The sequence below is a fragment of the Rhodococcus sp. NPDC060176 genome (assembly GCF_042728675.1).
In the GTDB taxonomy this organism is placed as follows: Bacteria; Actinomycetota; Actinomycetes; order Mycobacteriales; family Mycobacteriaceae; genus Rhodococcus_F.
In genome coordinates, this window is the sequence record NZ_JBHWYS010000009.1 from 144,821 (window position 1) to 171,619 (window position 26,799).

A 26,799-nucleotide genomic window follows, 5' to 3' on the forward strand; every position below is an offset into this window, starting at 1 on the left:
ACTCGTTTCCGGGCAGTACTTTCGCCCGGAAACCATGAAGGCGAATGTACCTTTCCGCCGAAAACTCGGCTGAAAGGCACATTCGCCTGTCAGGTTGTAACCGACGAAGACTACAGAGCAGCCTTGTCGCGTGCCTTGCTACGTGAGCGCTCACGAGCGCGCTCGGTTGCGTTGAGGTGCACCTTGCGGACGCGGACGTCCTCCGGGGTGACCTCGACGCACTCGTCGCTGGAGCAGAACTCCATCGCTGCTTCGAGTTCGAGCTTGATCGGCTTTGCGAGGGTCTCCATCACGTCTGCGGAAGACTGACGCATGTTGGTCAGCTTCTTCTCGCGGGTGACGTTGATGTCGAGGTCTTCCTGACGCGGGTTGATACCGACGACGTGTCCCTCGTAGGTGTCTGCACCGGGCTCGACAAAGAAGGTTCCACGGTCAGCCAACTGGATCATGGCGAACGGTGTCACGGTGCCGGAGCGGTCCGAGACGAGCGAGCCGGTGTGGCGCGCGCGGATCTCGCCGGCCCACGGGCCGTATCCGTCGAACACTGCGTTGGCGATGCCGGTGCCGCGGGTTTCCGTGAGGAAGTCCGTGCGGAAGCCGATGAGGCCACGCGAAGGAACGATGAACTCCATACGAACCCAGCCTGCGCCGTGGTTCGACATCTGGACCATCTTGCCCTTGCGGTTCGCGAGGAGCTGCGTGATGGCGCCGAGGTATTCCTCAGGGCTGTCGATGGTCAGCTCTTCGAAAGGCTCGTGAACCTTGCCGTCGACGATCTGGGTGACAACCTGCGGCTTGCCGACGGTCAGCTCGAAGCCTTCGCGACGCATCTGCTCCACGAGGATGGCGAGAGCGAGCTCTCCACGACCCTGGACCTCCCATGCATCGGGGCGACCGATGTCGAGGACCTTGAGCGAGACGTTACCGACGAGCTCCTGGTCGAGGCGAGCCTTGACCATGCGGGAGGTCAGCTTGTGGCCCTTGACGCGACCGACAAGCGGTGACGTGTTGGTACCGATCGTGACCGAGATGGCCGGCTGATCGACGGTGATGCGAGGAAGCGGTACCGGGTTCTCGAGGTCGGCAAGGGTGTCGCCGATCATGATGTCCGGGAAACCTGCGACTGCGCAGATGTCGCCGGCAACGGCGACCTCTGCCGGAACGCGCTCGACACCGATGGTGGTGAGCAGCTCGGTGATCTTGGTCTTGGTGATGACGGGCTCGCCGTCGACCTCACGGCACCAGGACACGGTCTGGCCCTTGCGCAGTTCGCCGTTGTGGATGCGAACCAGTGCGAGGCGACCGAGGAATGCCGACGCGTCGAGGTTGGTGACGTGAGCCTGGAGCGGTGCGTCGACCGAACCCTTGGGCGCGGGGACGTACTCCATCAGAACCTGGAAGAGCGCGGTGAGGTCTTCGGCGTCGGGGGCCTGACCGTTGGCGGGCTGCACGGTCGATGCCTTGCCTTCGCGACCGGACGCGTAGAGGACAGGCAGTTCGAGTGCGAGCTCAGCGGCTTCGGCGGCTTCGTCGGACAGATCCGATGCGAGGTCGAGGAGCAGGTCCTGAGCCTCGGTGACGACCTCTTCGATGCGGGCGTCGGGGCGGTCCGTCTTGTTGACGACCAGGATGACGGGCAGCGAAGCCGCGAGCGCCTTGCGCAGCACGAAACGCGTCTGCGGCAGTGGTCCCTCGGACGCATCGACGAGCAGGACGACGCCGTCGACCATGGACAGGCCGCGCTCGACCTCGCCACCGAAGTCGGCGTGGCCGGGGGTGTCGATGACGTTGATGACGGTGATGGAGCCGTCTTCGTTGACCTTATGTACTGCGGTGTTCTTCGCGAGAATGGTGATGCCCTTCTCGCGTTCGAGGTCGCCGGAGTCCATAACGCGATCGACCAGCTCGGCGCGCTCCTCGAACGCGCCGGACTGACGAAGCATGGCGTCGACGAGGGTGGTCTTGCCGTGGTCGACGTGTGCGACGATGGCAACGTTACGGAAGCTGGTGATGGTCACGCGATGGCTCTCCTGGCTGAGTTGATTCGGCCACGCGAAAGTCAAGTCGCACGGCTCTTCTGGTGGCCGCTGCACGAGTGTGTGATCCGAATCAGGGCACGAATCGCCTGAATAGGCACCGCGGCCTAGTAAATACTACTCGCTCCGAGCGGATACTCCTGCATTGTGCGGCCTCTATCACCGCCCCCACCAGCCAATAGTGATTTGCACCACGCTGAAGCGGGTAGGATTACGACCTGGAGAAACAGGGTGTTTAAGGGTACGCTAACCTCGTTCCAAGAGCGGGCTCTCCGCCGTAGTGAAACAGGAAAGCCGCAGCGTCACATGGGAAAAGTCAAGGCAAGCAAGGTCTCGCAACTCAAGCCGAAAAAGAAGTGCTGCCGCAAGAAGACGCGGTGCATCAAGTGTCCCGTCGTCATCATGCGGATGAAGAAGCTCGAGAACGAGGGCGCATCCAAGAAGGAACTCAAAGCCGGTCTCAAGAAGGCTCGTGCGGCGTAAGCGCGCTCAATTCCTCGAGTAGCTCAGGGATCCAGGCCCGATCGTTGTCGACCAGATCCATCGACAACAGTTCTTCGGCATCAACCCATGTCAACTGAGCATGGTCGAGCGCGACCGGTTCTCCCGATACCAACTCCGCGCGGTACGCCCGCAGGACCAACCCCGGCGACAATGGCACGTCGACGCCGATTCTGGCGCCGCACCGAACTTCGACCGCGAGTTCCTCGAGTAGCTCTCGCACCAACGCGTTCTGTGGTGATTCGAACTCCTCGACCTTCCCGCCCGGCAGTTCCCAGCGGCCGGCCAACGCCGGCGGACTCGTCCGCTGCGCGAGGAGCAGCCTTCCCCCACGGAAGATCGCGCCGGCAACAACTTCGCGATCCCTTGCAGGCACATCACTCATCGCACCATGATGGAGTATGGCCACTTTGTTGTCCGACTCCGCAATCCAAAGCGCACTCGACGAACTGCCCGCTTGGCAGCTGTCCCCGGGCTCGATCACTCGCACCGTCGACTCCGCGACCTTCCCGGACGCGATCGCCCTTCTCCAACGCATCGCGGCCGTCGCCGAGGCCGCAGATCACCATCCCGACATCGACGTTCGATGGCGCAAGGTCACGTACACACTCTCGACACACTCGGCCGGCGGACTCACAGATCTGGACTTCGACCTGGCCCGTCGAATTGACGTACTTGTCGACGATTCGGTCCGTTTCGACTGATCTTCGAGTGAACAATCCTCGCAATCTGACGTAACAGTTGCATCAACTTTCACATAGATCACTTCAGTCACAGGTATGGTCGCCGTAAATCACGATCGAGGCCGGTCATGCCATAGACTCCCCCCGGTGCGTAGCTGCTCAGCAACTGAACAGCTGTACAACCCGGGGGCTCTGTACATAGAGTGACCCCTCGAGCCGTCAAACGCGGAGCTCGCCTAGGCGCCCGCGCGGTATGACTAAGGATGGGGAAACAGTGCTTCGAACCCGAGGTATGCGAAAGGCGTTCACCGCCGTCGCTATTGCCGCAGTAGCAGGACTGGCATTGCCGGCACAGGCAATGGCCGATCCGGCAGCACCGCCCGCACCCGAAAGTGTGCCGATCGAGTTCCTCGCCTCGTTTGCGCCCGCCATCATCGGTGCCGCTGCAGGCCCGGCTGACGTCGCCGGCGGCCCGCAGCAAGCGTTGCTCGACCAGGCTCGCGCGATCCTGAACTCCCCCGGCATTCCGCCCGAGATCAAAGCCACCCTCGAGAAGGTCATCACCTTCCTCGACGGCAGCGGCGGTGGTGGACCGGCAATCCCGGACGAGAACGCCCCCGTCATCGCGCAGTTCCTGTACCCGACACTGGGCAAGGGCTGCATCTCGGCAACCGCCGATTCGGTCGGAACCGCACTTGCTGTTCCCGGCCCGGCTCACCTGCCTCCTCCCGGCCCCGCTGCCGGTCAGGCCGGATTCGTCTTCACCGCTCTCGGTACGGCTCCCGCCGTCGACGACCAGCCGGTGCCGATGACCGTGACCTGGGTCAACATCGACAACCAGCGCAGCGCAACCCAGAACCTGACCAACGCCGCGCGCATCAACCCGGACGGCCCCGCCACTCTGTCGGCTATCGCCGATACAGGCCCCGGACGCGTCCTCTCGGTGATCAGCGGTTCGCTGACCACCCAGCCGGAAGGCGCAGACCGCATCACCTGCAGCTTCCTCCCGACCGTGGGCATGTTCGCGGTAGCTTGATCGAAGTCTCGTGAAAGGGACCCACCGAATTTCGGTGGGTCCCTTTTGCATCTCCGAGCACCGTGATAGACCCGATAGATGGGACATCTACGAGTGGACATCACGCATGGCCGTTCAGACCGGAAATCAAGCCCAGCCGACCAGTCGATACGGTCGCACAAGTCGACTCGATCGATACTGTCCATCCGATCCGAGGGGTCCATCCTGTCGATCGGATCGGCGTACTCGATACTGTCGATCGGTAGTGTCGGCTCTTTCCTTTCCATCGGAAGCATCGGATCTACGGCATCGGTCCTGAGTTCGGGCTCGTTCGTCAGTCTCGGGTCCGCGCTGTCCGGGCTGTCACGCTGGTCGTTGCTCTCCTGGCGTGGAAATCACGCAGCGCCCGAGCAACATCCGAAACTTGTTGTCATTGCGCCGGAATCGGATTCGAGCGATCCGGATCGCTCGCTGCGGTCCGTTTCGCACTCTCAGACCTGATTCGGTCGCGGCCAGTCGCGGCCTTCCAGGGCTTCGACCGAGGTATTGAATTGCCTGAGTAGATCACCGAGCGCAAGACGTTGCTCGGGCGTCCACTCGCGCAGGACCTTTTCGACGCCCGCTGTCGAATGTTCGCGATCAGCACGAAGTTTCAACAGCCCCTGCGCTGTCGGCCGGACCTTTCGCGCCAGGCCACCGTCCGGATCCTCCACCCGCTCCACCAAGCCCTGACGCCTGAGCGCGCCGATCTGCCGGTTTATGGTCGAGATGTCGAGCGAGAAAGCGCAGGAGAGCTCCTTGAGGCTCATGGGATGTTGCAATTCCAGTCGACCGAGCAGTAGATACGCCGAGCGGTCCAGATGAAGTTCGGCCCGTTGAGCAAGCGCGTGGTAGCGCGAGAGCAGAGTCAACTCGTACTCGATATTCACCAGTTCGGGTTCCCGGTCCATCCTCATATTGTGCAGACTACACACGATGTGTAGCGTGCACACTGGGGCGAACGCACCGAAACAGAACATGCCAGGGCGGGAGCCGAATGTCCGTTCACACAGGGTCGTCGAATGTCGACGGGAATACCCCTGAAACGAAAACCACGGACACGAACTACGCACCGTCGGGTCCCGTGCTCACCGTTCTCGGACTCTGCGGAATCGTCGTTGCCTTGATGCAGACGCTGGTCGTCCCGATCATTCCGCAATTGCCGCACCTGCTGAACTCTTCTCCCGCCGACACGTCGTGGGCGATCACGGCAACGCTCCTCGCCGCCGCCGTGATCACGCCGATCAGCGGACGCCTCGGCGACATGTTCGGCAAGAAACGAATGCTGCTGGTCAGTCTCGGGATGGTCGTTCTGGGCTCGGCCATCTGCGCGATCGCGCCTTCACTGATCGTGCTCGTTGTCGGCCGTGCACTTCAAGGAGCATCGGTCGGGGCAATTCCATTGGGCATAGCCATCATTCGTGACGTTCTTCCACCGAAGAAAGTGGCCGGAGCCATGGCGGTCATGAGCGCCACCCTCGGCGTCGGCGGTGCGATCGGACTGCCGATCGCCGCAGTGATTGCTCAGAATGCCAACTGGCACTTTCTCTTCGTCACCTCGGCAGCATTCGGATTGATCTGCATCGCACTGGTTGCGTTCGTCATTCCCGAATCGACCGTACGACGCCCGGGCCGTTTCGACTTCGTCGGAGCGCTCGGCCTCACAGTCGGCCTGATCACCCTGCTGCTGCCCATCACCAAAGGCGGGACTTGGGGGTGGGGCGACGCGAAAACACTGGGACTCCTTGCGGTTTCCGCGCTCAGCTTCCTGGTGTGGGGATGGTGGGAACTTCGACGCAGCGCACCACTGGTAGACCTTCGCGTATCGGCCCGACCGCAGGTCCTCTTCACCAACTTCGCGTCGATCGCTGTCGGTTTTGCCATGTACGGCAATTCCTTGACGCTCCCCCAACTCCTCATGGCGCCGACGTCGACCGGCTACGGACTCGGACTGTCCATGGTCGCAGCGGGACTCGCACTGGCCCCCGGTGGACTCGTCATGATGGCGCTCTCACCCGTCTCCGCTCGAATTTCGGCTTGGCGTGGCCCACGAATCACGTTGATGCTTGGCGCCCTCGTCATCGGATTAGGTTATGCCTTCGCATATTTCACGGTGTCGAGCGTCTGGCAGGTCGCCGTGGCCGGAATGTTCATCGGCGCGGGCGTCGGACTCTCCTACTCGGCCATGCCGGCCTTGATCATGGGCGCGGTACCCATCACGGAATCCGCGGCCGCGAACGGACTGAACTCACTGATGCGATCGATCGGCACGTCGACGTCTGCCGCGATCGTGAGCGTCGTTCTGGCCGGGATGACCATCACGGTCGGCACCGCAGTGATCCCCTCGTTCGAGGCGTTTCGCGCCACGTTCCTGATTTCCATCGCCGCTGCCGTCGTGACAATGGTGTTCGCCGGATTGATTCCCAAACAGAAAGTCTCGTAAGGGAATCAACCCGGCGGAGGACTCACTTCTCCGAAGAGCCTTCGATGCTGCCCGTCTGCAACTTCGACAGGAGCGTGTAGATGAAATTGATGATGATATCCACGTGGTGCCCTCTCACATAACGGGTCCCCGACCCGTCAACGACGGTACCGCAGAACTCTTCTGCATCGAATCGCCGACAATCAATTCTGGAACGTGTTCTAATTTGAGGCGACGACTACCCGAGGAGCCTTTCATGACCTGGACACGCACGGAACTCGAAGATGCCTTCGCGGGTTACCAGAACACCGTTGTCGAGTGCACTCGTTCCGGCGACTGGAACGCCTTCGCGGACATGTTCACCGAGGACGTCGTCTACGTGGAACACGCCTTCGGCACCCTCGACGGCCGAGAGGCCGTACGCAAGTGGGTGACTCGCACGATGACCGAGTTCCCAGGGCGCCGGATGACCGAGTTCCCGGCCAACTGGTTCGTCGTCGACGAGCAGCGTGGATGGATCGTGTGCGAGATCGACAATCCGATGGAGGATCCGGGTGACGGATCCGAGCACGGCGCCGCCAACATCACGATCCTGCACTACGCAGGCGACGGATTGTGGTCTCGCGAAGAAGACGCATACAACCCGATGAACTTTCTGTCGATGGCAAAAGCATGGTGCCTCGCCGCCGAAGCGGCGGGCAACCTCCCCGAAGACGCCAAGGCCTGGCTCGCCAAATTCGGCGCTATGGTGCGATAGATCCCGTCGGCAACGAGGACCCGACTGGCTGGACCGGACCGACCGAGCCTGCCAACGACCACTGCCCGTAATCGCGTGTGAGGATCGAATTCAGATCCACGCCGACGCCGTCGACCTTGCGCTTGTCGATTTCGAACTGGTGCAGGTTTGCCCGCGGGTGCACATACCCTGCGGGTGAGCCCCAGTTGTGCTGCCAGAACCAGGTTCCGACCCCTGCACTGATCATCGCGTCGATCACGCGAGTGTTTCCGTAGACACCGAGTGCCCCGTTGCCCACAACCGAGGCCCACCCCTCGAGGTATGGCGCAATCAGCGTCGTGATCTCGGTACTGGTGGGATTGTCGTCGATCGACGCGTAGATCGGCCGACCGGACGGTCCACCGGCCGCAGCATGTAGTTCGAGACCACGGGACGCATGACGCTTGCCGGCCTCGCGGGCTCCGCGCCAGTCCGCTGTTCCGCCCTTGCCGAATTGATAGCAGGAAACGACTTGGAGTCCGGCCGCCGTCAACGCGTCGGTTTCCCGCGCCAGTACGGGCTTACCGACCATCCAATCGGCGCCCGGCCGTCGATCCGAGACGTACCGGATGGCGCCTGCGTACCCGGCGGCCTTGATTGCCTGAGCGGACGGCACACCGGCGGCGTAATCGAGCAGGGTCCCGAGCGAACCGGCATTGGCCACCGACGTCGTACCGCTCAATGCAGCGAGTCCGGCAGCCGCCGATCCAGCGGCTGCGTACTTGAAGAGGTTTCTTCGCGAGACGTGCACAAAGCTCCGATCATCGGCGTGTCCCGCTCGAAGTGGCGGGCAGGCAAGCTATCTTCTTTCGCTCGCATTCCACCACAGTCACATCAACCCCGCCATGCACTTGGCCAACAATGCTCACATTGTCACCAAATTGGACGCTAGGCAGATAATCAGGCAGACAACAGTGGCCCCCGAAGACGTCGTCTTCGGGGGCCACTGGGTCGGCCTATCGGCCGGAAGCTATCAGCTGAGCGAGGTGAAGAAGCTCAGAGCGCTGAAGAGATCAGACGCGTTGCTGAAGAAGTCGTTGAGGAAGGTGAAAGCATCCGAGAATTCTGCGCTGCTCATGCGATGTGCTCCTGTCGAAGATACGGTCCAGAGGATTTGCTGCCACGTGAGTGGCTGCTGGCGATAAGAGTAGAGGTCTTCCGTTACTTCCGCGACACCAAATGTGTCCGGGACGTTACATTTCGGCCCCTTCAGGTCACAGACATACACACAGGTAACACACACATGCAGTGATCAAACTGTCACCTACGGACGATTTATTGACACATTCCGAACATCGTTCCCGATAGTAGCTACCCTTCAGCATCAAATCTGTACATCGACTACAAGATTGGCAAGCCTTACTTAATAGAGTGGATGTTGCACTCCATAGTGCGCGTACCAGCAGATTGGCCAAATCACTTTCGCGGATTGGGCCACGCGAGCTTAGTGCGCGCGCAAACACTCAGCCACAGTTCGGGTTAGCGAGATCTTTACGCCGAAAACGACCGTCCCGGCAGCCCACCAGACCATACTTAGCGGTCATCATGGTGACGCTATTCACACCGTTTCGGGGAACTTCGGGTGCCGATTGCAACCCCATCTCGACACAAATTGAACGTTCGAGAGCAAAGTGGAGTTCATGAATTTCACGAAAAAGAAGTCCTGGAGTGAGCTGTCACCCTCGCAGCGCCGCGTCGTCGCCCTGCTCGCAGCGATTCAGTCCCTGCTGGCGATTGCCGCGTGGATCGACCTCGCGCGACGACCTGCCGAAACGGTGCACGGTAGCAAGAAGAAGTGGGCAGCAATTATCTTCGTCAACTTCTTCGGACCGCTCGCCTACTTCCGCCGAGGCCGGATTCAGTCGAAATAGTCCCAGAACTGCAGCCACTTCACCGACGCGAACAGCGTCAGAGTCGCTGCGTACACCGCAATAACCGCCGCGACGCCGCGCCAGTTGGTGCGAGGGACGGCGCCGTCGACCGGGTCCAGCCAATGGCGGAACCACCTGGTGACCGTCGGCATCAGAAACCACGTCATGGCGCCGACGCTGACTATCTGGCTCAGCCACATCGAGAGCCACGGCGGCGCTCCGATCCCGTCGAGCAACGGCCCGAGAAACCTCGACAGCGTCATCACCGTCGGATAAAGAACGAGCAGGATGATCATCGCCGTCTTCCAATTCGGCGTTGCACGGGTCTGCCCGTTCTCCGTGCGCAGAATCGTGCCGAACGGTGTCGACCGCGTGGTCTCGGTGAAGTCCTCGGCTAGCTCGGCTCGCAGTTTCGGTAGTGCCGCGGCCCTTTCAGGCGACGCCATCCACACCGCCAACTGCTGCTCGGTCCGAAACCGAAGGACGGACTTCCACTGGGTGGAGTCGGTGACCGACCGCAACAACATCACCGACTCGTAGCCGGAGAATCGCGAACTGAGATCGATGAGGTGCCGTTGCGTTCGCAGAAACTCGTTCTCCTTACCCACGACGACGGCGTGGTCGTACACACCGATACCGGGCGGCGGCAGAACGCCGTCGACCAGTACCAGATCACTCGTCTGCGCGAGAATTCCCGTTGCTGCAGCAGATCTTTCGAGATCGCGGCGATCAGTCGACTCCAGCCAGCGATGAAGATCGTCGGCACTGGCGAAAGTGACGGACAACCCGTGCGACGCCGGTTCCGGTTGATCACTGACAGCGCAGCTCAGGTAGCCGTCGAATCGACCGGCGATCTCGGCCGCACGCTCTACCCACGCCCGGAATCCCGAACTCGTTCGGTGGTACCCGGTGATGGCGGTTGCGGACACGTCAGCCCGACACCCGGCGCCCTTGCACGTACACGTGCGCAATCGCGGGTTCGCGCATCGCCATCAGGAGCCCGAAGAGCGTCTGGTCGCGGGCGAGAATCGGATCATCCGAACGCGTTCCGTGGTTGACGAGCCCGGCGAGCGGCGGCCATCCGGACGGATCGATCACCAGGAAGTCGGCCTCCTTGCCCTCGTCGAAGTTGCCGATCCGGTTCTCCATGTCCAGCGCGCGAGCACCGGCGAGAGTTCCGGTGAACAGCAGTTCGGCGGGGTGCATCGATACTCCGTCGTCGTCGGCTTCGGAGATGTGAACCTTGAAGGCGTCGCCGAGGACTCGGGTGAGCAGGCACTCGTCACCGCCGCCGAAGTCCGACCCGATCGCGATGTTGACCCCTGACGCAACGGTTCGTTTCCACGGCATGGTGCCGGAGCCGAGAAACTGTTGGGACGTCGGACAATGTGCGATCGAGGTTCCGGTCTCGGCCATTCGTGCGAGTTCGGAGTCCTGGCAGTGCACCGAGTGCGCGAGAATCGCGCGCGGACCCAGGAAGCTCTTTCCGCCGACCTGCGAGCCGGGGAGGAACTTGCCGTCGTACGTGTCGAGATAGGTCTCGACCTCGTACTCGGCCAGCGTGGTCGCCACCTCGCCGGTTCCCGGCCGGTTGTTCTCGTTGAGGTGACTGTGGAAGTAGACGCCGCGGTCGCGGACCGAGTCGTACAACTCGCCTAAGTCTTTCAGCGTCTGTGTTGTCACTGCGAGGGAGAATCGGGGAACCACTGCGACGTGAACCAACGCAGTGTTCACGTCACCGGTGTCGGACGCGTGCCACTTGTCGATCTCCTCGCGAGTGAGTCTGATCGCGTCCTCTTCAGAAGTGATCAGTGCAGCAGCGGAGGCCGGGCCGGTGGTTTGAATCCCCCGCCCGCTGACCACCCGAAGGCCGCGTTTCAGAGTTTCCGAGAACAGGGCGTCCTGCGCGTGCGGGAAGGCCGATCCGAACACCATCGCGGCCGTGGTTCCCGTGGCGATTCGGCGAGCGCAGAAGGCCTCGGCGGCGTGCTGGGCGAACTCGGGATCAGCAAACCTCGATTCGGAGGGAAAGACACAGAGGTCGAGCCACTCGAGGAGTTGACCGCCGCCGTACGCGTCGCCGGCGTACGTCTGCGGGAAGTGAATGTGCGCGTCGACGAATCCGGGCAGCAGGAATCCTGGCCGGTGATCGTGGGTTTCAGCGCCTTCGAGTTCACTCGGGAGTGATTCGAATTCTCCGCAGTAGACGATGGTTCCCGCATCGTCGATCGCCAACACGCCGTCGGGGATCGAGACGAGCGACTGCGCCGCATCCTCAACCGTCGGACGACCGGAAATGTGGAAGACATGGCCTCGATGAAGGTGCGTCACTTACTGAGCAAAGCACAAAACCACCCGGAACCGCGCGACGAATGCTGTCCTTTTTGTCAGATATTGGGATCAAGCAAGAGTTGCATGCCAAACGAGAGCCGCAGCCAGCGCGCCCGCCCCGTTCAACGACCAATGCAGTGCGATCGGCGCAATGAGGCTGCCGCTGCGATGACGGAGCCAGGTGAATACGAGACCGGCTGCAGCGGTGGCGAGAACAGCCCCGAGGATTCCGGCGACCTGACCGACGACTCCGGTACCGAGAAAGCCGGAAAGCCCTTCGTTGCCGCTGGTCAAACCCATCGACGACGCGATGTGCCACAGTCCGAACATCAATGAACCGGCCGCTGCGACGCCCCGGAATCCACTGACCCGGTTCAATGTGCCGTGCAGGACGCCGCGGAAAGCCAACTCTTCGGGAATGACGGTCTGGAGCGGAATGACGATCATCGACGCGATGATGGCGCCGGAAATCGTGGCGTAGCGATCCGCCATGAAAAACGGGCGCGTAAGCGGAAGCAGCGCGCCGACGGCGACAACCGTCAGGACCAGGCCGACGGCGGCCAGGGCGTACTTCGACCCCTTCCGCAGGTCACGAGGCGACAGCCCGAGCTCCGCCCAACCCATTCCCCGGCGCTTGGTGAGCGCCAACAGAACAAGAGCAGAAATAGGTACCGTGGCGATGCTCGCCCACGCGGTGGTGAAGTGTGCAATCAAATTGGTTCCCACCAGCACCACGATCACAACAGCGATATCCACGTATGCATGCATCCGCGGAAAACGAGGAGCGGTCGCTGCGGTCTCCACTGGACCGATCTCCACGGGGGCGCCGCTCGTTAGCTGAAAGTTCACTTTATCCAGTGTACGGACGCACGAGACCTGCCCGCCACTGTTTGCGAACACGCTCACAGTGACGGGCAGGCCCCGAAAACGCTCTGATCAGGCTCCGAGCGTGCTCGCGAACTTCGGAACCGCGTTGTCGATTGCGTAGGTCAGCCCCGGTACAGAGCCACTCGAGAACGCATTGACAAGCGAAACGTCATCGAGGATCAACAAGTGCCCCTGTTGGGCCGACGGAATGGCACGCAACAGCGGATCGTTCGCAAACGCACTGCTGTCGAGGAAGATCGGGAACAGCACGGTGAGATCGGCGTCGAACAGGTTGAGGTTCTCGTTGGCGACCGGAACGTAGAAATTGCCCGTGGCCTTCTCGGTGATCGCGGCCGGAATCGTGAAGCCGAGACGGGTCATGAAATCTGCGCGTGCGTCGCCGGGTACGTAGGCGCCGTACCCGTCGGAACTGTAGGCGCCGACCGCCGCGGTCTTGCCCGCGAAGTTCGGATTGGCGGCAATCGCGGCGTCGAACTTGGCGTCGAGGCCGTCGAGTAGCGCCTTGCCTTCCGATTCTTTGCCGAGTGCCTTGGCGACGAGTTCGGTCTGCTGCTCGACCGTCGTCCCGTAGGCCGTGGCGAGACCTGGAGGCGGCCCGACCGTCGGCGCGATGGCACTGAGTTTGTCGTAGGTCGCCTGCGTGTTGTCGCTTCGCGTCCACAGAATGAGGTCCGGTTCGAGCGCGATGACGTCTTCGACGCTCAGGTCCATCGTTCCGAGGATCTTCGGGTCGGTGGTGAACTCGTCCGCGATCCACGGTCCGACGCCCTTGCCGCCGAACGCCATCCAGTCCGCGACGCCCACTGGTTGAGTGCCCAGAGCGAGTGCCGTCTCGGCATCCGACCAACCAAGCGCCACGACGCGCTGCGGGTCGGCCGGGACCTCGACGTCGCCGAACATCGTCGAAATGGTTGCGCCCGCTTCGGCCGGTGCGTCAGCACTGTCGCTACTGCAACCGGCAAGCCCGGCGACGGCAAGCGCGGCAGTCACCGCCGTGACTGCAATCTTCATTCGAGAGACTTTGATCCGCATGGTTACCAGCACTCCTCCAACGCTCCAGCGAGAATTAGGGAAGGCTAGCATCAGCTAACGAAGACTGTCGCCCATCGGCCAGATCGTGTTCAGGACACGTCTGCGGCCCGTTCGAGCTCTGCGATATCGATCTTCTTCATCTTCATCATCGCGTCCGTGGCGCGTTGTGCCCTGGCTCGGTCTGGATCCTTCATCAGTTCGAGGAGGCGATTCGGGACTACCTGCCAGGACAATCCGAACTTGTCCTTGGCCCAGCCGCACGGGCCTTCTTCCCCGCCTTCGGTCAGCCTGGACCAGTAGTGATCGACCTCCGCCTGATCGACGCACGGAATCTCGAATGACACCGCCTCCGAGAACGTGAACATCGGTCCGCCGTTCAGGCCGGTGAATCGCTGACCGTCGAGCTCGAAGCTGACAGTCATCACCGATCCCGCCGGCATTCCGGAGGGCGATCCTTCGACGTACCTTTCAATTCCGAGGATCTGCCCGGAACCGAACACCGAGATGTAGAAGTTCGCTGCTTCTTCTGCTTGGTTGTCGAACCACAAACAGGGAGTGATGGAAGGCATGTTCTGTCCTTGTCGGAGAAGTTTCGAATCAGGCGTACAGGGTTATAGACCCGACCCGAAACGAAAACTCATCGCCAGAAACTGCTCAAGGTGACAACGCAGATTCGAGCATCGGCCAGGAACGAACGAGTTCGTCGCGCCAGTACGGCCAACCGTGCGTTCCCACCGGTTGAGCGCTGCGGGTGACATCGACTCCACGATCGCGCAGCACCTGCGTGATCTGGTCGGTGCACAGGTTCGATCCCAGTTCCATGACCCCGCCTACGACCAGCACACGACCCAGGGCAGGAGTGTCGAGGGATTCGTGCGGGCCTGGCAGTCCCGATCCCGACGCAAGGTACACCTTGGTTCCGCGGAGCTTGTCGGCATTGGCGAAGATGTCGTGCTCTTGCCAAGCGTCACTACCGGCCGGACCCCACATCTGCTCCGAGCGGGCATTTCCGTTGATGACCACAAGATCGGTCAACGCCTTGCCGAATCCTCCGACGGTTGTGTAGCAGCCGCTGTAGCCGGCGACCGCGTCGTACAACCCGGCCGAGCGTTGGGCCAGGATCAGCGCGGCTTCTGCGCCCATCGAAATCCCGCCGATTGCATTGTGCCCGTTGGTCGCGAACCTCGCGTCGATCAGTGAGGGAAGCTCTTCTGTCAGAAAGGTCTCCCACTTCAGACGACCGAATTTCGGGTGATCTTCCTGCCAGTCGGTGTACATGGTGCCGGTGCCGCCGATGGGGAGTACGACGTTCACGTTCTTGTCGGCAAAGAACGGGACGATATCGCCGTTAGCGGGGGCCAACCAGTTGTTCTCTTCGATCTGCCCGGAATTGCCGTCCAGGAGATACAGCGTCCCGCGCGGTTCCGAGCGGTCGGCCGGAAGCAGTACTTCGACCTGCATGGTACGCCCCATGGCGGCACTGAGAACATCGAGAAGAACCAAGCGCGAGGACAGTTCAGTGACGCTCGTTATTTTCGGGGACTCGTCGGCGAGTGCGGTCGACGGCAGCGCCAGTAGTGAAGTCAGGGCGAGCGCGACGACGAGAACAACGCTTCGAAGGCTCGCTCGACGGGAACTCACACGCCGAGCGACGCGGCGATCATCGGCCACGAGTCGTGTAAGTCGTCTTCCCAGTATCCCCATGAATGCGTTCCTGCCGGCTTGAAGTTGTAGCGAATGTTGTTCATACCCAATGCGTTCGTCTTGTCCGCAAGCTGGGTAGTGCAGTAGTGAGTTGCTGCCTCGATTCCGCCACCGAGAACGAGCTGCAAAGCCAAATCTGTGACGTCGTTGTCGATCCGTGGATCGGCAAGTGTGTCGTACGGACCGGGAATCCCCGTTGCGGTGGTGATGTACATCGGAATGCGAGGTAGCTTGTCCGCGTTGACAACCGGATCGTGAGCCGGCCAACCCGGACCATCGTACGGACCCCACATGTTCTCCGCGTTACCGCCACCCACTGCGACCACGAGTTTCACGAAATCCTGACCGATCCCGGGACTCGTCATCGCACACCCACTGAAGGACCCGACGCTGTTGTACAACGCGGGTGCTGACATCGCCAGGTCCAGTACCGACGTGCCCGCCATCGACAACCCGGCCAGTGCGTTCTCGCCGGTCGTCCCGAACGTCGAATCGATCACCGGCGGTAGTTCTTCCGTCAGGAACGTGGTCCACATGTTGACCCCGTTGTTGTTTCCGGACTTCGCGAGGCCGGGGTCCGGCCGCTCCCAATCGGTGTAGTAGCTGAACGCCCCACCGAGAGGTGTCACCACGTTGACATGTTTGTCCGCGAAGAACTTCGGCGCATCGGTCCGCACCGACCACGTCGCGTCGTCTTTTCCTCCGTCTACTCCATTGAGTAGGTAGAGCGTCGGAGCGGGCGTGGAGGTATCAGCCGGCCGCAAGACCTGCAACGGAATGTCGCGCCCCATCGACGGTGAGTACACCGAGATGTCGACCAGCCTGCTGTCCACCGACTGAGCGTGACCCGGTGCCGTGAGGAGCTGGAGCCCACATACTGCCGTGGCCAACGCCACGAAGACGCGGAAAACCGTTCGCAAAGCACGAGTCTCGATCATCGGGGTCACTCTCTTCGGCAGCGGAACTTTTCGAACGCTACCGCCTGAAACAGGCAAACCCGACGTGATCGGAAAAACTCGATCCCGTCGACGCGGAAAGGCTCACGCACCGAGTGCGTGAGCCTTTCTCGTCAGACGACGCTTACTTGGGCGTAACCGTGCCGCCGCTGAGCGTGGTCAGCGAATTGAAGAATGCGGTGCCGACGTTGTTGACGGCCGTGATGACGTTCCCGACGATTTCGAAGGATCCCATGAAAACTCCTACAGTTGTTTAGGTCTCGGTAACCCGAGCGGAAGATTGTGGTCGATCAGTCCGATTCCGGCGGGCGGGATCAGAGGAGCGGCTTGAGGCTGCCCGTGTTCGTCTGAACCGAACCGATGAAGGTTTCGAACAACTGGTCGCCGGCACCGAGCGAGCCAATGCCCTTGAGTGCAAGTTCGACGATCGACATCAGTGAACCCATGTGAATCTCCTAGAGAAGTCAGAGGTCAGCCGCCAAAAGCACCCGACAGTGCTGTGACAGCTGCGTCACATCTGTAATGTATCCGTGACGTGGGTAACAGTAATCATACGAACGACCAGTTGGCAAAGGATTCTGACAATGGGGTGATTATTTCGACTAATAAGGTCTGCTACTGAAAAAATTCCGGCCAATCGGTCGAATTTGACCGATTCTGCCGCCGCATCGATCAACCACCCCAAATCATGCGGTTACCCACCAGTAAATTGAAATCATGTCTAGCGCAGCGTCCCTCACGCAGGTAGCTAATTTCCGGTGGCACCGTCATCAACTCGACAGGCCACATTCCGGTGACGCCGATCACAACGATTGCGACATTCTCAACCTCGGGATTCAGAACACCGGACCTGACGGCGCCGCGTGGGCACTGAGGATCCGCGGCATACGCGTCGACGCCACTGACCTCGCTCTTGCCTGGACGTTGCGCGGAGCTCCCCACTATTACCGTCGTCGCGACCTGCCTGCCGTCGCCGTCGCCACGTCGCCGTTCAGTGAAGCCGATGCAGCCAAACGCATTTACGACGCCAACCGGCCGCTGAAGGCCGCCGGCATCGCGACGCTGACTGCCCTGCAAACAGTTGCTACTGCGATGCGGGACATCGTCTCGAAACCAACCGTCAAGGGCGAGATGTCCGCGCAATTGACCACGCGAGTGACCGAGCCCTATTTGCGATTCTGCCGACCGTGCAACGCCACTCATCTGTACGAGATGCCGTTCCGCCTCGCGGCGCTTCAGGCAGGCCTCGAGCTGCAGCCGGGCACATCTCCCCCAGTGCTCGAACGCATTCCGGGTTGGCGTCGACGCCCGTACACCGCCTCGGGTTCTGACGCCGATCCCCGCTTCGACGTGATCCGGGGTTATCTGCGGTTCTACGGCCCCGCGACTCCTGTTCACGTCGCGTCGTTTCTCGATGCTCCGGTCAAGGACGTCAAAGCCCACTGGCCCACCGATGCCGAGGAGATCGAGGTGAACGGCGAGAAGCGGTGGATTCTCGAACAGGACCGCGAAGACTTGCTCGGCTCCCCCTCCGATTCGAGTACGCGCCTACTCGGGCCTTTCGATCCGTATGTACAGCTCAAGGATCGGGAGACCCTGGTTCCCGATCCGGCCGCACAGAAGACGGTATGGCCGACCCTCGGGCGACCGGGCACGGTGATGGTCGGCGGCAAGATCACCGGACTGTGGCGACCACGAGCGTCCGGAAAGAAGCTGAAGGTCGCGATCACCCCGTGGGAAACGTGGTCACGATCAGCCCGCGCAGCAGTCACCGAGCAAGCCGAATTACTTGCCGAATTTCGCGGCGTCGGGCTCTCCGAACTGGTCGAAGTATCTTGATCGAGCCAGTGGCATCCGGATAATTCCAGCTCACACCCGCCCCGATTCGGAGAAGGAAACCCCCAACGATAACCTGAATGCGACCTTCGCACGCACCCTTGTTCAGGAGAGATGATGGCCGACTTCCTCTATGAGGACCTGTTGCCGATCGGTGATGACACCACCGAGTACCGATTGCTCACCACCGAAGGGGTGTCGACAGTCGAGGGGCCGGACGGCCGTACCTTCCTGCAGGTCGAGCCGGAGGCGATGCGTCTGCTGACCGAAACGGCGCTGCACGACATCTCTCACTACCTGCGCACGGATCACCTGACGCAGCTGGCGAGCATCCTCGACGATCCCGAAGCGTCGAACAACGACAAGTTCGTAGCGCTCGATCTTCTCAAGAACGCCAACATCGCCGCTGCCGGTGTTCTGCCGATGTGCCAGGACACCGGAACCGCCATCGTCATGGGCAAGCGCGGGCAGCACGTGCTCACCCCCGGCGACGACGAGAAGGCCATTGCCCGCGGTGTCTACGACGCCTACACGCGCCTGAACCTGCGCTACTCGCAGAACGCGCCCATCACGATGTGGGACGAGAAGAACACGGGCAACAACCTGCCCGCGCAGATCGAGCTGTACGCCGATACTGCTGCCGGACACGAGAACTCGTACAAGTTCCTCTTCATGGCCAAGGGCGGCGGAAGCGCCAACAAGTCCTACCTGTACCAGGAAACCAAAGCGATCCTGAACCCCGACTCGATGATGCAGTTCCTCGAGGCAAAGATCCGCTCACTCGGCACCGCAGCCTGCCCGCCGTACCACCTTGCAATCGTCGTCGGCGGTACCTCGGCCGAGTTCGCGATGAAGACGGCGAAGTACGCGTCGGCGCACTACCTCGACGAATTGCCCACCGAAGGCGCCATCACGGGTCGCGGCTTCCGCGATCACGAGCTCGAGAAGAAGGTCTTCGAGCTCACGCAGAAGATCGGTATCGGCGCACAATTCGGCGGCAAGTACTTCTGCCACGACGTCCGCGTCGTCCGACTCCCCCGCCACGGCGCTTCGTTGCCCGTCGCCATTGCGGTGTCCTGCTCGGCAGATCGACAGGCGAAGGCCAAGATCACCCCGGAGGGCGTGTTCCTGGAACAGCTCGAATTCAACCCGGGCCGTTTCTTGCCCGAGGTCACGGACTCTCAGCTCGACGAAGAGACAGATGGCATTTCGGGTACCGGCAAGGGTGCTGCGGTCAAGATCGATCTGACCAGGCCGATGTCGGAGATCCTCGCCGAGCTCTCCAAGCACCCGGTGAAGACTCGTCTCTCCTTGACCGGTCCGCTCGTCGTGGCACGCGACATCGCGCACGCCAAGATCAAAGAGCGTCTCGACGCAGGTGAAGAGATGCCGCAGTACCTCAAGGATCACCCGGTGTACTACGCCGGCCCCGCCAAGACGCCCGACGGCATGGCGTCCGGTTCGTTCGGCCCGACCACGGCCGGCCGTATGGACTCGTACGTCGAGCAGTTCCAGGCCGCCGGTGGCTCGATGATCATGCTGGCCAAGGGAAACCGTTCCAAGCAGGTCACCGACGCCTGCAACTCGCACGGCGGTTTCTACCTCGGGTCGATCGGTGGACCCGCGGCTCGTCTGGCCCTCGACTGCATCAAGAAGGTCGACATCCTCGAGTACGCCGAACTGGGTATGGAAGCCGTCTGGAAGATCGACGTCGAGGACTTCCCCGCCTTCATCGTCGTCGACGACAAGGGCAACGACTTCTTTGCGCACACCGGTGAAGTGACCCTGACGATCGGCAAGCGTCCAGGTCTGTAGACACGTCAACAGCAAAGAGCCCCGGCGGGTTTCGATCGCCGGGGCTCTTCTTCGTGTTTGGTCAGGTCCAGAGCGCAGCCACGAAAACGGTCACGATCGACAACCCGCCGACGACGTGTACCAGATTCGGATTGGGTTGAGACTTGTTCTGCTTCGCCCGGGTGATCTCGGCAAGCGCCACGATGACCAGTGAAAGTACAAGTTTCACAGCGACCTTCGCGTGAATGTAGTTCTTGTCCAGGGCGCCTTCGCCCAACCCGACGATGATCAGGCCGGACACGAACTGCATCCTGGCACCCCACACCATGACCTCGGTGATCGAAGGAGCCTTGAGGACGGTGAAGTAGCTACCGACCAGGGCAGCCATACCGAGTAGATGAATCACTACAAAGATGTTGTAAAGAACAGACATACGGCCACTCTATCCCGTACTTCGTTCCAGGCGAACGGAACTGAGAGTTCTTGTCAGACAATTCCGGCTTCAGCTGCAGCAGAACGGTATTTGGCGGCCAGGGTCTCCACAGTCTCGTGTGCATTCAGACCGCTGGGATTGGGCACAATCCACAGTGCTGCCCCCTCGAAAGCCTGATCCTGCCGCCCCGCCTTGGCTCGTTTGTCACCGAAAGCAGTTCGATAGGCGGTGATTCCGGCAAAGGCAACCACTTTCGGTTTTGTCGCACGCACAACCTCCCGCACCCGCAGTCCCCCGGCAGCAAGTTCCTCCGCCGTCAACTCGTCTGCTCTGGCCGTCGCGCGTACCGCCAAATTGGTAATGCCCACTCCCCGATCGATCAGGTGCTGCGTATCAGCGTCCGACATACCCGCGGAAGGATCGATCGCACGCTCGATGATGCCTGCCCGCAGCAGCGCCGGATAAAACCGATTGCCCGGCCTGGCGAAATGCGCGCCGGTCGCCGCCGTCCACAGTCCCGGATTGATACCGACGAACAACAGCCGACAATCCGGCCCGATCAGATCCTCGATCTCGGCGTCTCGGAACGATTCCAGTTCGGCGCGCGTGAATCCCATGCAGCCAGTACATCAGGCCGTCACGACAGTGCTTCGCGCACCTCGTCGATCGCGTCGTGCATCATCTGCTCGTACACATCGATGTCCGGAATCGAGGCCGGACTGCTGGTGATGCTGATCGTCACCGTGTCCCCGATTCCGTGTACGCCGTGGGTCAACGACATGACCGGCGACAAACTCGGGAAGCCCGCTGTGAACCGAACGACGCCGCCGCCGAGCACCAGATCCGCATCACCGCGCGCGACGCTCGACACGACGGTGTTTCCGGTGACCTCGTCGGGCACTGCCGTGAAATCGTATTGCTGCACGCCCCAACGGACGAGCGGTCCGGGAACTGCGTTCAGCGCGAGATCCGAAGCTGCGCTGGATGGATGGGACGCACGTGCACGACGCTCGTCCATCGACTCCTTGATCCGTTGGGCTCGCTCACGGAGGTCGTCGACATCCGGGAACAGTCCGACACCTGCATTGCGGAAGTGGTTGCGCGCCGTGGGTGTACCGGCCTTGGCGATGGTCACCTCAGCTCCCAATTCGGGCGGTACCGAGCCGTCTCGTTCGGTGAGGTAGTTCGCCATCGCCACCGAGATCGCGGTCATCGCTCCGACTGTGACGGACACGCCGTCGCCGCGGAAATCTGCGCTGTCCCGCACGACCATGCGGACCAGCCGGTGAGGTCCGGGAGGGATGTTGGAGCGCACCTTGGGACGGCTTGCCGCTTGCGGCGCAACAACTCCCGATTCGGTATCCGCCTGCAGTTGCAACTGCGCTTTGTGCCCCGCTCGGCCGTCGCGGAACAGTGAAACGAGTTGACCCGGCAGGCGCAGGGCGGCGCGGCCCAGAATCTCGGCTGATCCACTGCGTCGCTCGTCCGTCTTCTGCTTTGCGGGCGGTTGCGGCGACAACAACTGGCGAGCAATCGCCGTCGCCCGTTTGCCGTCGGCCAAGGAATGAGCGACCTGCAGAACTGCGATCAGCGCCGGGCCGCTACAACGCGGCGCCCCGGTGACGCCGTGAAACAGGTGCAGCGTCCACGGCGACTCGCGTGGGTCGACGTGGTTTTCGAGTAGCTTCTCGGTGCTGTGAATGCACGAGAGCCACGAGTTTTCGGGCAGCTCACGCACTCTCACCAACGAGGCATCGACCGGCATTGGCTCCCAGAGCGGATAGTCGAGGTGCCACGGTGATTCGCGTATCCGAACATTGAGATCCGGGATGAGCGACGCTCTTTCCACCACCGAGCGTCGTAGCTCGTCCATGGACTGGCTCTGCCCGTCGAAGCAGTAGAGCAGCAGCTGATCGTTGGGGATCTTCTCCGAAATCCAGAAGGTTTGGGCGTCGGTGGGCGTCATCCGTAACACCGGGAGACGGTACCACCGGCTTGTCAGCTCTTTTCTGCAGCAGCTTTCAGCTGGGACAGGCCCTTCTCGAAATCCTTACCGACAAGCTTGTCCATGCTGAAGATGAAACCGAAGATCTTGAAGAACAGATTCTTCTTTCCGGTCATCTTCCACGTCACCTGAACTTCACCGGCATTCGGAGAGACGCCGGCATTGGGAGAGATGAGAAAGGTGGTGACGTTCTGCGCCTTGAACGGTTTGAGGAAGGCCAGGTCCAAAACTACGCGTTCGTTCGGGACGGATTCGGTGATCACCATCGAACCGGAGCCCGCCTTCTTGTTTCCGGCCCAGGCATACGAAGCCCCGACGCCCGCGTCAGGACCCGCGTACGTGCGCTGCATCGCCGGGTCGAGACCTTCCCACGGCGACCACTGAGTCCACTGATGGAAATCGTTGATCAATGCAAAGACGACCGAAGCTTCTGCCTTGACGATCGTCGTACGTTCTACCAGGAATTCGTCGGAATTCTGCGAAGCCATCGTCGATCTCCAATTCTCGGGCGTGACAAGTGTTCGGAATTATCCACGGTCGACGAGATCGGAGCGAGTCGACACTCAGTCCCGCAGGCACAGGCAGAAATAGTGACCGACCGGGTCGCGGTAGACGCGGAAAGTCTGATGCTCCGGAATGTCGGTCACCCGCTGCGCACCAAGGCCAATCACCCAAGCCTCCGCGGGGTCGAGAGAATCCACGAGCAAATCCAGATGGATCCCGACGCCGGACGTCGGCCAGTTCACCGGAACAAAATCCGGAGCGAGCTGAAACGCGAGTCGCTCCCCGCCGGGTCCTTCGATCACGTGCCAATCATCCTCGTCGCGAACACTTTTCCACTCGAGGACCTGGACGTAGAAGTTGGCCAATGCAGCCGGATCCGGGCAGTCCAGGACTGTGTAGTCCATACCGATGTTCGGGCGCGTCACTGTGCCTTTTTCTCCTGAACTTTCTTACGCACGAACAACAACGGAAGAACCAGCGTCGCAACTGCGGTTACCAGCCACACGACGACGGTTCCCAGAATCCACGTCGAGACACCGGAGATCGACAGATTGGAGAAGAGCGACGCCACCAACAGAGCGACGAATGTCGACACCAATCCGATTCCGCCGAGAAATGCCGGTGCATGTCGCTTTGCCACCGTCGCGATGAACGGTGCCAGGACCGACTGCGCAATCGCAAAGATCACGACGGCAACGATGAATCCGGATGTAGGCGCCGAGAAGCCCGAAAGAATCAACGACGCAACAAGAAGCCCGACAGCGGCAGAACCCAGGAAGATCGCGGCGCGAATCAGGAAGCTGATCATTTTTTGATCCTATATGTCGGATATCGAGGACAACAGATATTCACAATCCCAGAGATTGCTGCACCTCTTGCAATGTAAGGGCGGAAGATCGGAGCCCCGAAGCCTCCTTTTCTGAAAGCGGTACTTCGAGGACTCGACCGGCACCTTCGCGACCGACCATCGTGGGCAGTGACAGGCAAACGTGCTCGAGTCCGTGGACGCCGGTCTGCAAAGTCGATACCGGCAGCACCCGTTGTTCGTCCCGCAACACGACTTCCACGATGAACGCGCTCGACAATCCGATGGCGAGGTTGGTGGCACCTTTCCCTTCGATGATCTCGTAAGCACTCTCGACCACCGACTTCGCGACATTCGCCCGTAGGTCGGGGCCGAGAGTGCCGCCCGACGGTCCCACGAAAGAGGTTGCCGGCACTCCACCGATGGTCGCGCTCGACCAGAGCGGAATCTCGGAGTCCCCGTGCTCGCCGACGATGAAGGCGTGGACGTTCTCGACCGCGACTCCGAGTTCGGTGGCCATCAGGAATCGCAATCGGGCCGTGTCCAGCACCGTTCCCGATCCGAAGATTCGGCCGCCGTACGACGGTCCCGCGGCCTGGATCGCTGCGTAGGTCGCCACGTCGACCGGGTTGGTGACGAAGAGAAGAACCGCGTCCGGCGACACCGCCAACAGTTGTTCGGTCAGTGTCTGCGCGATCTTGACGTTCACCGCGGCAAGTTCGAGACGCGACTGACCGGGATGCTGTTTGGCGCCCGCAGTGACGACGACCAAGTCGGATCCCGCGGTGACCGAGATGTCATCGCCTCCCTCGACAGTGCACGGCGGTGTGAACTGGGTGCCGTGGTTGAGATCGAGAACTTCGGCCCGGACCTTTGCACTGTTGGTGTCGTAGAGGGCGAGCGCGTCGGCCGATCCGCGTATCAGGCACGCATACGCAATTGCGGTGCCGACGCTTCCCGCACCGACCACGGACACTTTTCGTCTGGATGAACGATTCGGCGTCGTCATGGGTAAATGGTGCTCGCTCTATAACGATTTCGCAGCACAACGGATTGCCAGTATCTTCTCAGCGTTTGGATGCAGACCTCTCAGAATCGACGTGGATGATCGCTGACATGGCTGAGGTAACCGTTCTTGCAGTTGGCGGCACCGGCGAATCCCACGTCGGCGACGACAGCGCCCGCGTGCTCGGACTCCTCAGCGCCGTCACCGACGAACTCGACAGTCGATTCGATTCTCGCTGGGTCGCTTATCCTGCTTCGTACGGTCCGGTCGCCGACGGCGGCCTGAGCTTTCGGCACAGCACCGCGATGGGTGTGAAAGCCCTCACCGCCGAAATCGCGCAGACAGACGGCCCCGTGATGCTGATCGGATACTCACAGGGATGCACCGTGATCCGCTCGGCTCTTCCGACATTGACTTTTCCGACGACTTCTCCGACGCTGAACGGCGCCAACATCATCGGAGTCGGACTGATCTCCGATCCACAACAACCGGCCGGCGTCATCGAAGGTTGTGAGGGACACGGAGTTGCCGGCGACGGACCCGAAGTCCAGCCGTGGATTCCGGTCAAGTGGATCGGGCACCCGCAGGACATGATCTGTAATGCCAGCGACGACAGCTACATTCGCGACATCGCAGACTTGACACGCTGGATGTCCTTCTCGCAGGCGCGGGTGTGGGTACGCAAGGTGTGGGAACTCCTTCGTAGCAACGCCTTCCAGAACGCGCAGAAGACTCGTTTCAGCCCCAAGCAGTGGCGTACCGATCTACGACGCATTCGCACCGCGTTCCTCGAAGTACTCGGCTATCTGCCGACGAAGTTGAACCTGAACCGCTTTCAGCTGAAGAACCCTCGCGGCGGTAGACACATCAGCTACGCGATCGAACCTCTCGACGCCAGTGGACTGACCGGGTGTGAGCTTCTGGCGTCGTGGATGAAGGTCCAAGCGAGCGGCGTCGGGCAGCGCATTCACGCGGCCTGACCTTTACCGTTAGTTTACCTAACGAACCCCGGTGAGCCATTCGACGCCTCTACGTTCCTTTCGTGCAACTGAGCAGAATATTGTCGTGTGCCGCCATGACCGTCGCACTCCCCCTCGCCGCGCTGGCGACCCCGGCCTCCGCATCGCCAACCGGCAGTCTCGACTGGTCCGGTTCGTTCGGTAGTTCAGCGCCCCAGCCGGTTTCGACGTTCGACGTCCAAGCCCACCGCGGCGGACTCGGCCTGTACACGGAGAGCAGCCTGGCTGCGTTCGCCAATGCCCTCGAAATGGGCGTCGGCACACTGGAACTCGATACCCAGATCACCGAGGACGGGATCGCTGTCGTCACACACGATCGGAAGATCTCGAACAAGAAATGCCTCGACACCGAGCCGGTCACTACCGGCGACCCGGAGTTCCCGTACGTCGGCAAATTCGTCAACACGCTGAGCCTGCAGCAGATCAAGACCATGGACTGCGGCACTCTCCCCCTTGCCGGATACCCTGAGCAGCAGAATGTTCCGGGAGCGAAAATGCAGACGCTCGAAGAAGTGCTCGCCCAGGTGAAGTCGTACAACGCACCCGGAATCAAGCTCAACATCGAGACCAAGGTGGAAGCGGGAGCACCTCACGAGACCGCCCCGCGTGAGCAGTTCGTCTCTGTTGTTCTCGACACGATCCGGGCAGCCGGATTGTTGGACAGCGTCACCATTCAGAGCTTCGACTGGGGCTCACTCATGCTCGCCCGTCAACTCGCACCGAATCTCCCCGTTGTTGCGCTCACCAACGGCGACTTTCTCCAGGTAGGCAAGGACGGAGCGTCACCGTGGCTCGGCGGCCTGGACATCGATGATTTCGGTGGCGACGGCATCGCGGCGGTAGCAACCTTCGGTGCCTCCGCCTACTCCCCTGTCCAAGGAACTCCGCAGGGTGGAAAGGTCGGGGATCCCGGTTTCACCCTCTATCCGACAGCCGACATGATCGCGAGCGCACATGCGCGTGGCGTGAAGGTCATCCCGTGGACCGTCGATGATCCCGCCACCATGCACGCCCTGATCGACCTCGGTGTCGACGGAATCATCACCGATTACCCCGACCGTCTCCGAGCCGTTCTGGCAGAGCGCGGTATGCCGCTACCTGCGCCTGCGGTCAAGAAGTAGCCTCCACCGCGCGCCGAAGCAGG

30 protein-coding genes are annotated in these 26,799 nt (G+C 61.4%); 11 read left to right on the top strand and 19 right to left on the bottom strand.

What is annotated here, in order from left to right:
- Window positions 1–110 precede the first annotated feature (110 nt).
- The gene (gene typA, locus ACFWEM_RS29245) at window positions 111–2,018 is read right to left on the bottom strand and encodes a translational GTPase TypA (protein WP_378539221.1); all 1,908 of its coding nucleotides are present in this window, start codon (window positions 2,016–2,018) and stop codon (window positions 111–113) included.
- A 324-nt stretch (window positions 2,019–2,342) separates the two neighbouring features.
- Here typA and ACFWEM_RS29250 point away from each other — a divergent pair, with 324 nt between their 5' ends.
- A complete protein-coding gene (locus ACFWEM_RS29250) occupies window positions 2,343–2,519 on the top strand; it encodes a hypothetical protein (protein WP_003945207.1) in 177 nt (58 codons plus the stop codon).
- On the opposite strand, the gene ACFWEM_RS29255 is transcribed toward ACFWEM_RS29250, so the two are convergent.
- Window positions 2,497–2,922 (bottom strand): (deoxy)nucleoside triphosphate pyrophosphohydrolase, encoded by a 426-nt coding sequence (locus ACFWEM_RS29255; protein ID WP_378539222.1) that lies wholly within the window; start codon window positions 2,920–2,922, stop codon window positions 2,497–2,499. The genes ACFWEM_RS29250 and ACFWEM_RS29255 overlap by 23 nt on opposite strands.
- A gap of 16 nt (window positions 2,923–2,938) precedes the next feature.
- Here ACFWEM_RS29255 and ACFWEM_RS29260 point away from each other — a divergent pair, with 16 nt between their 5' ends.
- The 3 genes from ACFWEM_RS29260 to ACFWEM_RS29270 all read left to right on the top strand — a co-directional run bounded on the left by ACFWEM_RS29260 (window position 2,939) and on the right by ACFWEM_RS29270 (window position 4,736).
- Window positions 2,939–3,241 carry a 4a-hydroxytetrahydrobiopterin dehydratase gene (locus tag ACFWEM_RS29260; RefSeq protein WP_283301546.1) on the top strand — a complete coding sequence of 101 codons (303 nt, stop codon included), beginning with the start codon at window positions 2,939–2,941 and terminating at the stop codon, window positions 3,239–3,241.
- A 271-nt stretch (window positions 3,242–3,512) separates the two neighbouring features.
- Window positions 3,513–4,256 carry a hypothetical protein gene (locus tag ACFWEM_RS29265; RefSeq protein ID WP_003945233.1) on the top strand — a complete coding sequence of 248 codons (744 nt, stop codon included), beginning with the start codon at window positions 3,513–3,515 and terminating at the stop codon, window positions 4,254–4,256.
- 78 nt (window positions 4,257–4,334) lie between these two features.
- Complete coding sequence (locus ACFWEM_RS29270; RefSeq protein WP_378539223.1) at window positions 4,335–4,736, top strand: hypothetical protein; 402 nt, start codon at window positions 4,335–4,337, stop codon at window positions 4,734–4,736.
- Here ACFWEM_RS29270 and ACFWEM_RS29275 read toward each other — a convergent pair.
- A complete protein-coding gene (locus tag ACFWEM_RS29275; RefSeq protein WP_378539224.1) occupies window positions 4,727–5,185 on the bottom strand; it encodes a MarR family winged helix-turn-helix transcriptional regulator in 459 nt (152 codons plus the stop codon). The genes ACFWEM_RS29270 and ACFWEM_RS29275 overlap by 10 nt on opposite strands.
- Window positions 5,186–5,271: 86 nt before the next feature.
- Here ACFWEM_RS29275 and ACFWEM_RS29280 point away from each other — a divergent pair, with 86 nt between their 5' ends.
- Together ACFWEM_RS29280 and ACFWEM_RS29285 are read left to right on the top strand one after the other, a co-directional pair.
- Window positions 5,272–6,717 (top strand): MFS transporter, encoded by a 1,446-nt coding sequence (locus ACFWEM_RS29280; RefSeq protein WP_378539225.1) that lies wholly within the window; start codon window positions 5,272–5,274, stop codon window positions 6,715–6,717.
- Window positions 6,718–6,952: 235 nt separating this feature from the next.
- A complete protein-coding gene (locus ACFWEM_RS29285; RefSeq protein ID WP_378539226.1) occupies window positions 6,953–7,453 on the top strand; it encodes a nuclear transport factor 2 family protein in 501 nt (166 codons plus the stop codon).
- Here ACFWEM_RS29285 and ACFWEM_RS29290 read toward each other — a convergent pair.
- Window positions 7,440–8,222 (bottom strand): DUF1906 domain-containing protein, encoded by a 783-nt coding sequence (locus ACFWEM_RS29290; RefSeq protein WP_378449024.1) that lies wholly within the window; start codon window positions 8,220–8,222, stop codon window positions 7,440–7,442. The two genes, ACFWEM_RS29285 and ACFWEM_RS29290, sit on opposite strands and share 14 nt — an antisense overlap.
- Before the next feature lie 880 nt (window positions 8,223–9,102).
- Here ACFWEM_RS29290 and ACFWEM_RS29295 point away from each other — a divergent pair.
- Window positions 9,103–9,342: a PLD nuclease N-terminal domain-containing protein gene (locus tag ACFWEM_RS29295; protein ID WP_378539227.1), complete on the top strand. Its 240-nt coding sequence runs from the start codon at window positions 9,103–9,105 to the stop codon at window positions 9,340–9,342.
- Here the strand turns inward: ACFWEM_RS29295 and ACFWEM_RS29300 are convergent.
- From ACFWEM_RS29300 to ACFWEM_RS29335, 8 genes are all read right to left on the bottom strand, one after another.
- Window positions 9,330–10,271 (bottom strand): antibiotic biosynthesis monooxygenase, encoded by a 942-nt coding sequence (locus tag ACFWEM_RS29300; protein WP_378539228.1) that lies wholly within the window; start codon window positions 10,269–10,271, stop codon window positions 9,330–9,332. The two genes, ACFWEM_RS29295 and ACFWEM_RS29300, sit on opposite strands and share 13 nt — an antisense overlap.
- 1 nt (window position 10,272) lies before the next feature.
- Entirely contained in the window at window positions 10,273–11,673 is a 1,401-nt protein-coding gene (locus ACFWEM_RS29305; RefSeq protein WP_378539229.1) for an amidohydrolase family protein, read from the bottom strand.
- 69 nt (window positions 11,674–11,742) lie between these two features.
- Window positions 11,743–12,441 (bottom strand): CPBP family intramembrane glutamic endopeptidase, encoded by a 699-nt coding sequence (locus ACFWEM_RS29310; RefSeq protein WP_283303001.1) that lies wholly within the window; start codon window positions 12,439–12,441, stop codon window positions 11,743–11,745.
- Window positions 12,442–12,609: 168 nt separating this feature from the next.
- Window positions 12,610–13,572: an iron-siderophore ABC transporter substrate-binding protein gene (locus ACFWEM_RS29315; RefSeq protein ID WP_378539230.1), complete on the bottom strand. Its 963-nt coding sequence runs from the start codon at window positions 13,570–13,572 to the stop codon at window positions 12,610–12,612.
- Window positions 13,573–13,682: 110 nt separating this feature from the next.
- On the bottom strand, window positions 13,683–14,162 hold the full coding sequence (locus ACFWEM_RS29320; protein WP_378539231.1) for a VOC family protein: 480 nt from the start codon (window positions 14,160–14,162) through the stop codon (window positions 13,683–13,685).
- Between the two features lie 85 nt (window positions 14,163–14,247).
- A complete protein-coding gene (locus ACFWEM_RS29325; RefSeq protein WP_378539232.1) occupies window positions 14,248–15,234 on the bottom strand; it encodes an alpha/beta hydrolase in 987 nt (328 codons plus the stop codon).
- Window positions 15,231–16,235 carry an alpha/beta hydrolase gene (locus tag ACFWEM_RS29330; protein WP_378539233.1) on the bottom strand — a complete coding sequence of 335 codons (1,005 nt, stop codon included), beginning with the start codon at window positions 16,233–16,235 and terminating at the stop codon, window positions 15,231–15,233. The genes ACFWEM_RS29325 and ACFWEM_RS29330 overlap by 4 nt, the downstream gene beginning before the upstream one ends.
- Window positions 16,236–16,567: 332 nt before the next feature.
- Complete coding sequence (locus ACFWEM_RS29335) at window positions 16,568–16,699, bottom strand: hypothetical protein (protein WP_285236466.1); 132 nt, start codon at window positions 16,697–16,699, stop codon at window positions 16,568–16,570.
- A gap of 271 nt (window positions 16,700–16,970) precedes the next feature.
- Here ACFWEM_RS29335 and ACFWEM_RS29340 point away from each other — a divergent pair, with 271 nt between their 5' ends.
- Window positions 16,971–18,092 carry a winged helix DNA-binding domain-containing protein gene (locus tag ACFWEM_RS29340; protein ID WP_378539234.1) on the top strand — a complete coding sequence of 374 codons (1,122 nt, stop codon included), beginning with the start codon at window positions 16,971–16,973 and terminating at the stop codon, window positions 18,090–18,092.
- A gap of 114 nt (window positions 18,093–18,206) precedes the next feature.
- A complete protein-coding gene (locus ACFWEM_RS29345) occupies window positions 18,207–19,904 on the top strand; it encodes a fumarate hydratase (RefSeq protein ID WP_378539235.1) in 1,698 nt (565 codons plus the stop codon).
- A gap of 61 nt (window positions 19,905–19,965) precedes the next feature.
- On the opposite strand, the gene ACFWEM_RS29350 is transcribed toward ACFWEM_RS29345, so the two are convergent.
- The 7 genes from ACFWEM_RS29350 to ACFWEM_RS29380 all read right to left on the bottom strand — a co-directional run bounded on the left by ACFWEM_RS29350 (window position 19,966) and on the right by ACFWEM_RS29380 (window position 24,639).
- The gene (locus tag ACFWEM_RS29350; protein WP_378539236.1) at window positions 19,966–20,316 is read right to left on the bottom strand and encodes a hypothetical protein; all 351 of its coding nucleotides are present in this window, start codon (window positions 20,314–20,316) and stop codon (window positions 19,966–19,968) included.
- Between the two features lie 53 nt (window positions 20,317–20,369).
- Window positions 20,370–20,933, bottom strand: coding sequence for a mismatch-specific DNA-glycosylase (locus ACFWEM_RS29355; protein ID WP_378539237.1), 564 nt, complete (start codon window positions 20,931–20,933; stop codon window positions 20,370–20,372).
- A gap of 20 nt (window positions 20,934–20,953) precedes the next feature.
- The gene (locus ACFWEM_RS29360; RefSeq protein WP_378539238.1) at window positions 20,954–22,282 is read right to left on the bottom strand and encodes a WS/DGAT domain-containing protein; all 1,329 of its coding nucleotides are present in this window, start codon (window positions 22,280–22,282) and stop codon (window positions 20,954–20,956) included.
- 32 nt (window positions 22,283–22,314) lie between these two features.
- Window positions 22,315–22,809: an SRPBCC family protein gene (locus ACFWEM_RS29365; protein WP_378539239.1), complete on the bottom strand. Its 495-nt coding sequence runs from the start codon at window positions 22,807–22,809 to the stop codon at window positions 22,315–22,317.
- Between the two features lie 75 nt (window positions 22,810–22,884).
- Window positions 22,885–23,250 carry a VOC family protein gene (locus ACFWEM_RS29370; RefSeq protein WP_378539240.1) on the bottom strand — a complete coding sequence of 122 codons (366 nt, stop codon included), beginning with the start codon at window positions 23,248–23,250 and terminating at the stop codon, window positions 22,885–22,887.
- A complete protein-coding gene (locus ACFWEM_RS29375; RefSeq protein WP_003945275.1) occupies window positions 23,247–23,633 on the bottom strand; it encodes a phage holin family protein in 387 nt (128 codons plus the stop codon). Before ACFWEM_RS29375 ends, ACFWEM_RS29370 begins: the two co-directional genes overlap by 4 nt.
- 40 nt (window positions 23,634–23,673) lie before the next feature.
- A complete protein-coding gene (locus tag ACFWEM_RS29380; RefSeq protein ID WP_378539241.1) occupies window positions 23,674–24,639 on the bottom strand; it encodes an L-lactate dehydrogenase in 966 nt (321 codons plus the stop codon).
- 107 nt (window positions 24,640–24,746) lie between these two features.
- Here ACFWEM_RS29380 and ACFWEM_RS29385 point away from each other — a divergent pair, with 107 nt between their 5' ends.
- Window positions 24,747–25,616, top strand: a complete 870-nt coding sequence (locus tag ACFWEM_RS29385) for a PE-PPE domain-containing protein (RefSeq protein WP_378539244.1) — start codon at window positions 24,747–24,749, stop codon at window positions 25,614–25,616.
- A gap of 95 nt (window positions 25,617–25,711) precedes the next feature.
- On the top strand, window positions 25,712–26,776 hold the full coding sequence (locus tag ACFWEM_RS29390) for a glycerophosphodiester phosphodiesterase family protein (protein ID WP_378539245.1): 1,065 nt from the start codon (window positions 25,712–25,714) through the stop codon (window positions 26,774–26,776).
- The last annotated feature ends 23 nt before the right edge of the window (window positions 26,777–26,799 follow it).

Excerpts from the sequence above, each read along its gene's own strand:
- ACFWEM_RS29250 (WP_003945207.1), top strand. The coding sequence starts at position 2,343 with ATGGGAAAAGTCAAGGCAAGCAAGGTCTCGCAACTCAAGCCGAAAAAG.
- ACFWEM_RS29255 (WP_378539222.1), bottom strand. The coding sequence starts at position 2,922 with ATGAGTGATGTGCCTGCAAGGGATCGCGAAGTTGTTGCCGGCGCGATC.
- ACFWEM_RS29260 (WP_283301546.1), top strand. The coding sequence starts at position 2,939 with ATGGCCACTTTGTTGTCCGACTCCGCAATCCAAAGCGCACTCGACGAA.
- ACFWEM_RS29265 (WP_003945233.1), top strand. The coding sequence starts at position 3,513 with ATGCGAAAGGCGTTCACCGCCGTCGCTATTGCCGCAGTAGCAGGACTG.
- ACFWEM_RS29270 (WP_378539223.1), top strand. The coding sequence starts at position 4,335 with ATGGGACATCTACGAGTGGACATCACGCATGGCCGTTCAGACCGGAAA.
- ACFWEM_RS29275 (WP_378539224.1), bottom strand. The coding sequence starts at position 5,185 with ATGGACCGGGAACCCGAACTGGTGAATATCGAGTACGAGTTGACTCTG.
- ACFWEM_RS29280 (WP_378539225.1), top strand. The coding sequence starts at position 5,272 with ATGTCCGTTCACACAGGGTCGTCGAATGTCGACGGGAATACCCCTGAA.
- ACFWEM_RS29285 (WP_378539226.1), top strand. The coding sequence starts at position 6,953 with ATGACCTGGACACGCACGGAACTCGAAGATGCCTTCGCGGGTTACCAG.
- ACFWEM_RS29310 (WP_283303001.1), bottom strand. The coding sequence starts at position 12,441 with ATGCATGCATACGTGGATATCGCTGTTGTGATCGTGGTGCTGGTGGGA.
- ACFWEM_RS29315 (WP_378539230.1), bottom strand. The coding sequence starts at position 13,572 with ATGAAGATTGCAGTCACGGCGGTGACTGCCGCGCTTGCCGTCGCCGGG.
- ACFWEM_RS29320 (WP_378539231.1), bottom strand. The coding sequence starts at position 14,162 with ATGCCTTCCATCACTCCCTGTTTGTGGTTCGACAACCAAGCAGAAGAA.
- ACFWEM_RS29330 (WP_378539233.1), bottom strand. The coding sequence starts at position 16,235 with ATGATCGAGACTCGTGCTTTGCGAACGGTTTTCCGCGTCTTCGTGGCG.
- ACFWEM_RS29335 (WP_285236466.1), bottom strand. The coding sequence starts at position 16,699 with ATGGGTTCACTGATGTCGATCGTCGAACTTGCACTCAAGGGCATTGGC.
- ACFWEM_RS29340 (WP_378539234.1), top strand. The coding sequence starts at position 16,971 with ATGTCTAGCGCAGCGTCCCTCACGCAGGTAGCTAATTTCCGGTGGCAC.
- ACFWEM_RS29345 (WP_378539235.1), top strand. The coding sequence starts at position 18,207 with ATGGCCGACTTCCTCTATGAGGACCTGTTGCCGATCGGTGATGACACC.
- ACFWEM_RS29350 (WP_378539236.1), bottom strand. The coding sequence starts at position 20,316 with ATGTCTGTTCTTTACAACATCTTTGTAGTGATTCATCTACTCGGTATG.
- ACFWEM_RS29355 (WP_378539237.1), bottom strand. The coding sequence starts at position 20,933 with ATGGGATTCACGCGCGCCGAACTGGAATCGTTCCGAGACGCCGAGATC.
- ACFWEM_RS29360 (WP_378539238.1), bottom strand. The coding sequence starts at position 22,282 with ATGACGCCCACCGACGCCCAAACCTTCTGGATTTCGGAGAAGATCCCC.
- ACFWEM_RS29365 (WP_378539239.1), bottom strand. The coding sequence starts at position 22,809 with ATGGCTTCGCAGAATTCCGACGAATTCCTGGTAGAACGTACGACGATC.
- ACFWEM_RS29375 (WP_003945275.1), bottom strand. The coding sequence starts at position 23,633 with ATGATCAGCTTCCTGATTCGCGCCGCGATCTTCCTGGGTTCTGCCGCT.
- ACFWEM_RS29380 (WP_378539241.1), bottom strand. The coding sequence starts at position 24,639 with ATGACGACGCCGAATCGTTCATCCAGACGAAAAGTGTCCGTGGTCGGT.
- ACFWEM_RS29385 (WP_378539244.1), top strand. The coding sequence starts at position 24,747 with ATGGCTGAGGTAACCGTTCTTGCAGTTGGCGGCACCGGCGAATCCCAC.
- ACFWEM_RS29390 (WP_378539245.1), top strand. The coding sequence starts at position 25,712 with ATGACCGTCGCACTCCCCCTCGCCGCGCTGGCGACCCCGGCCTCCGCA.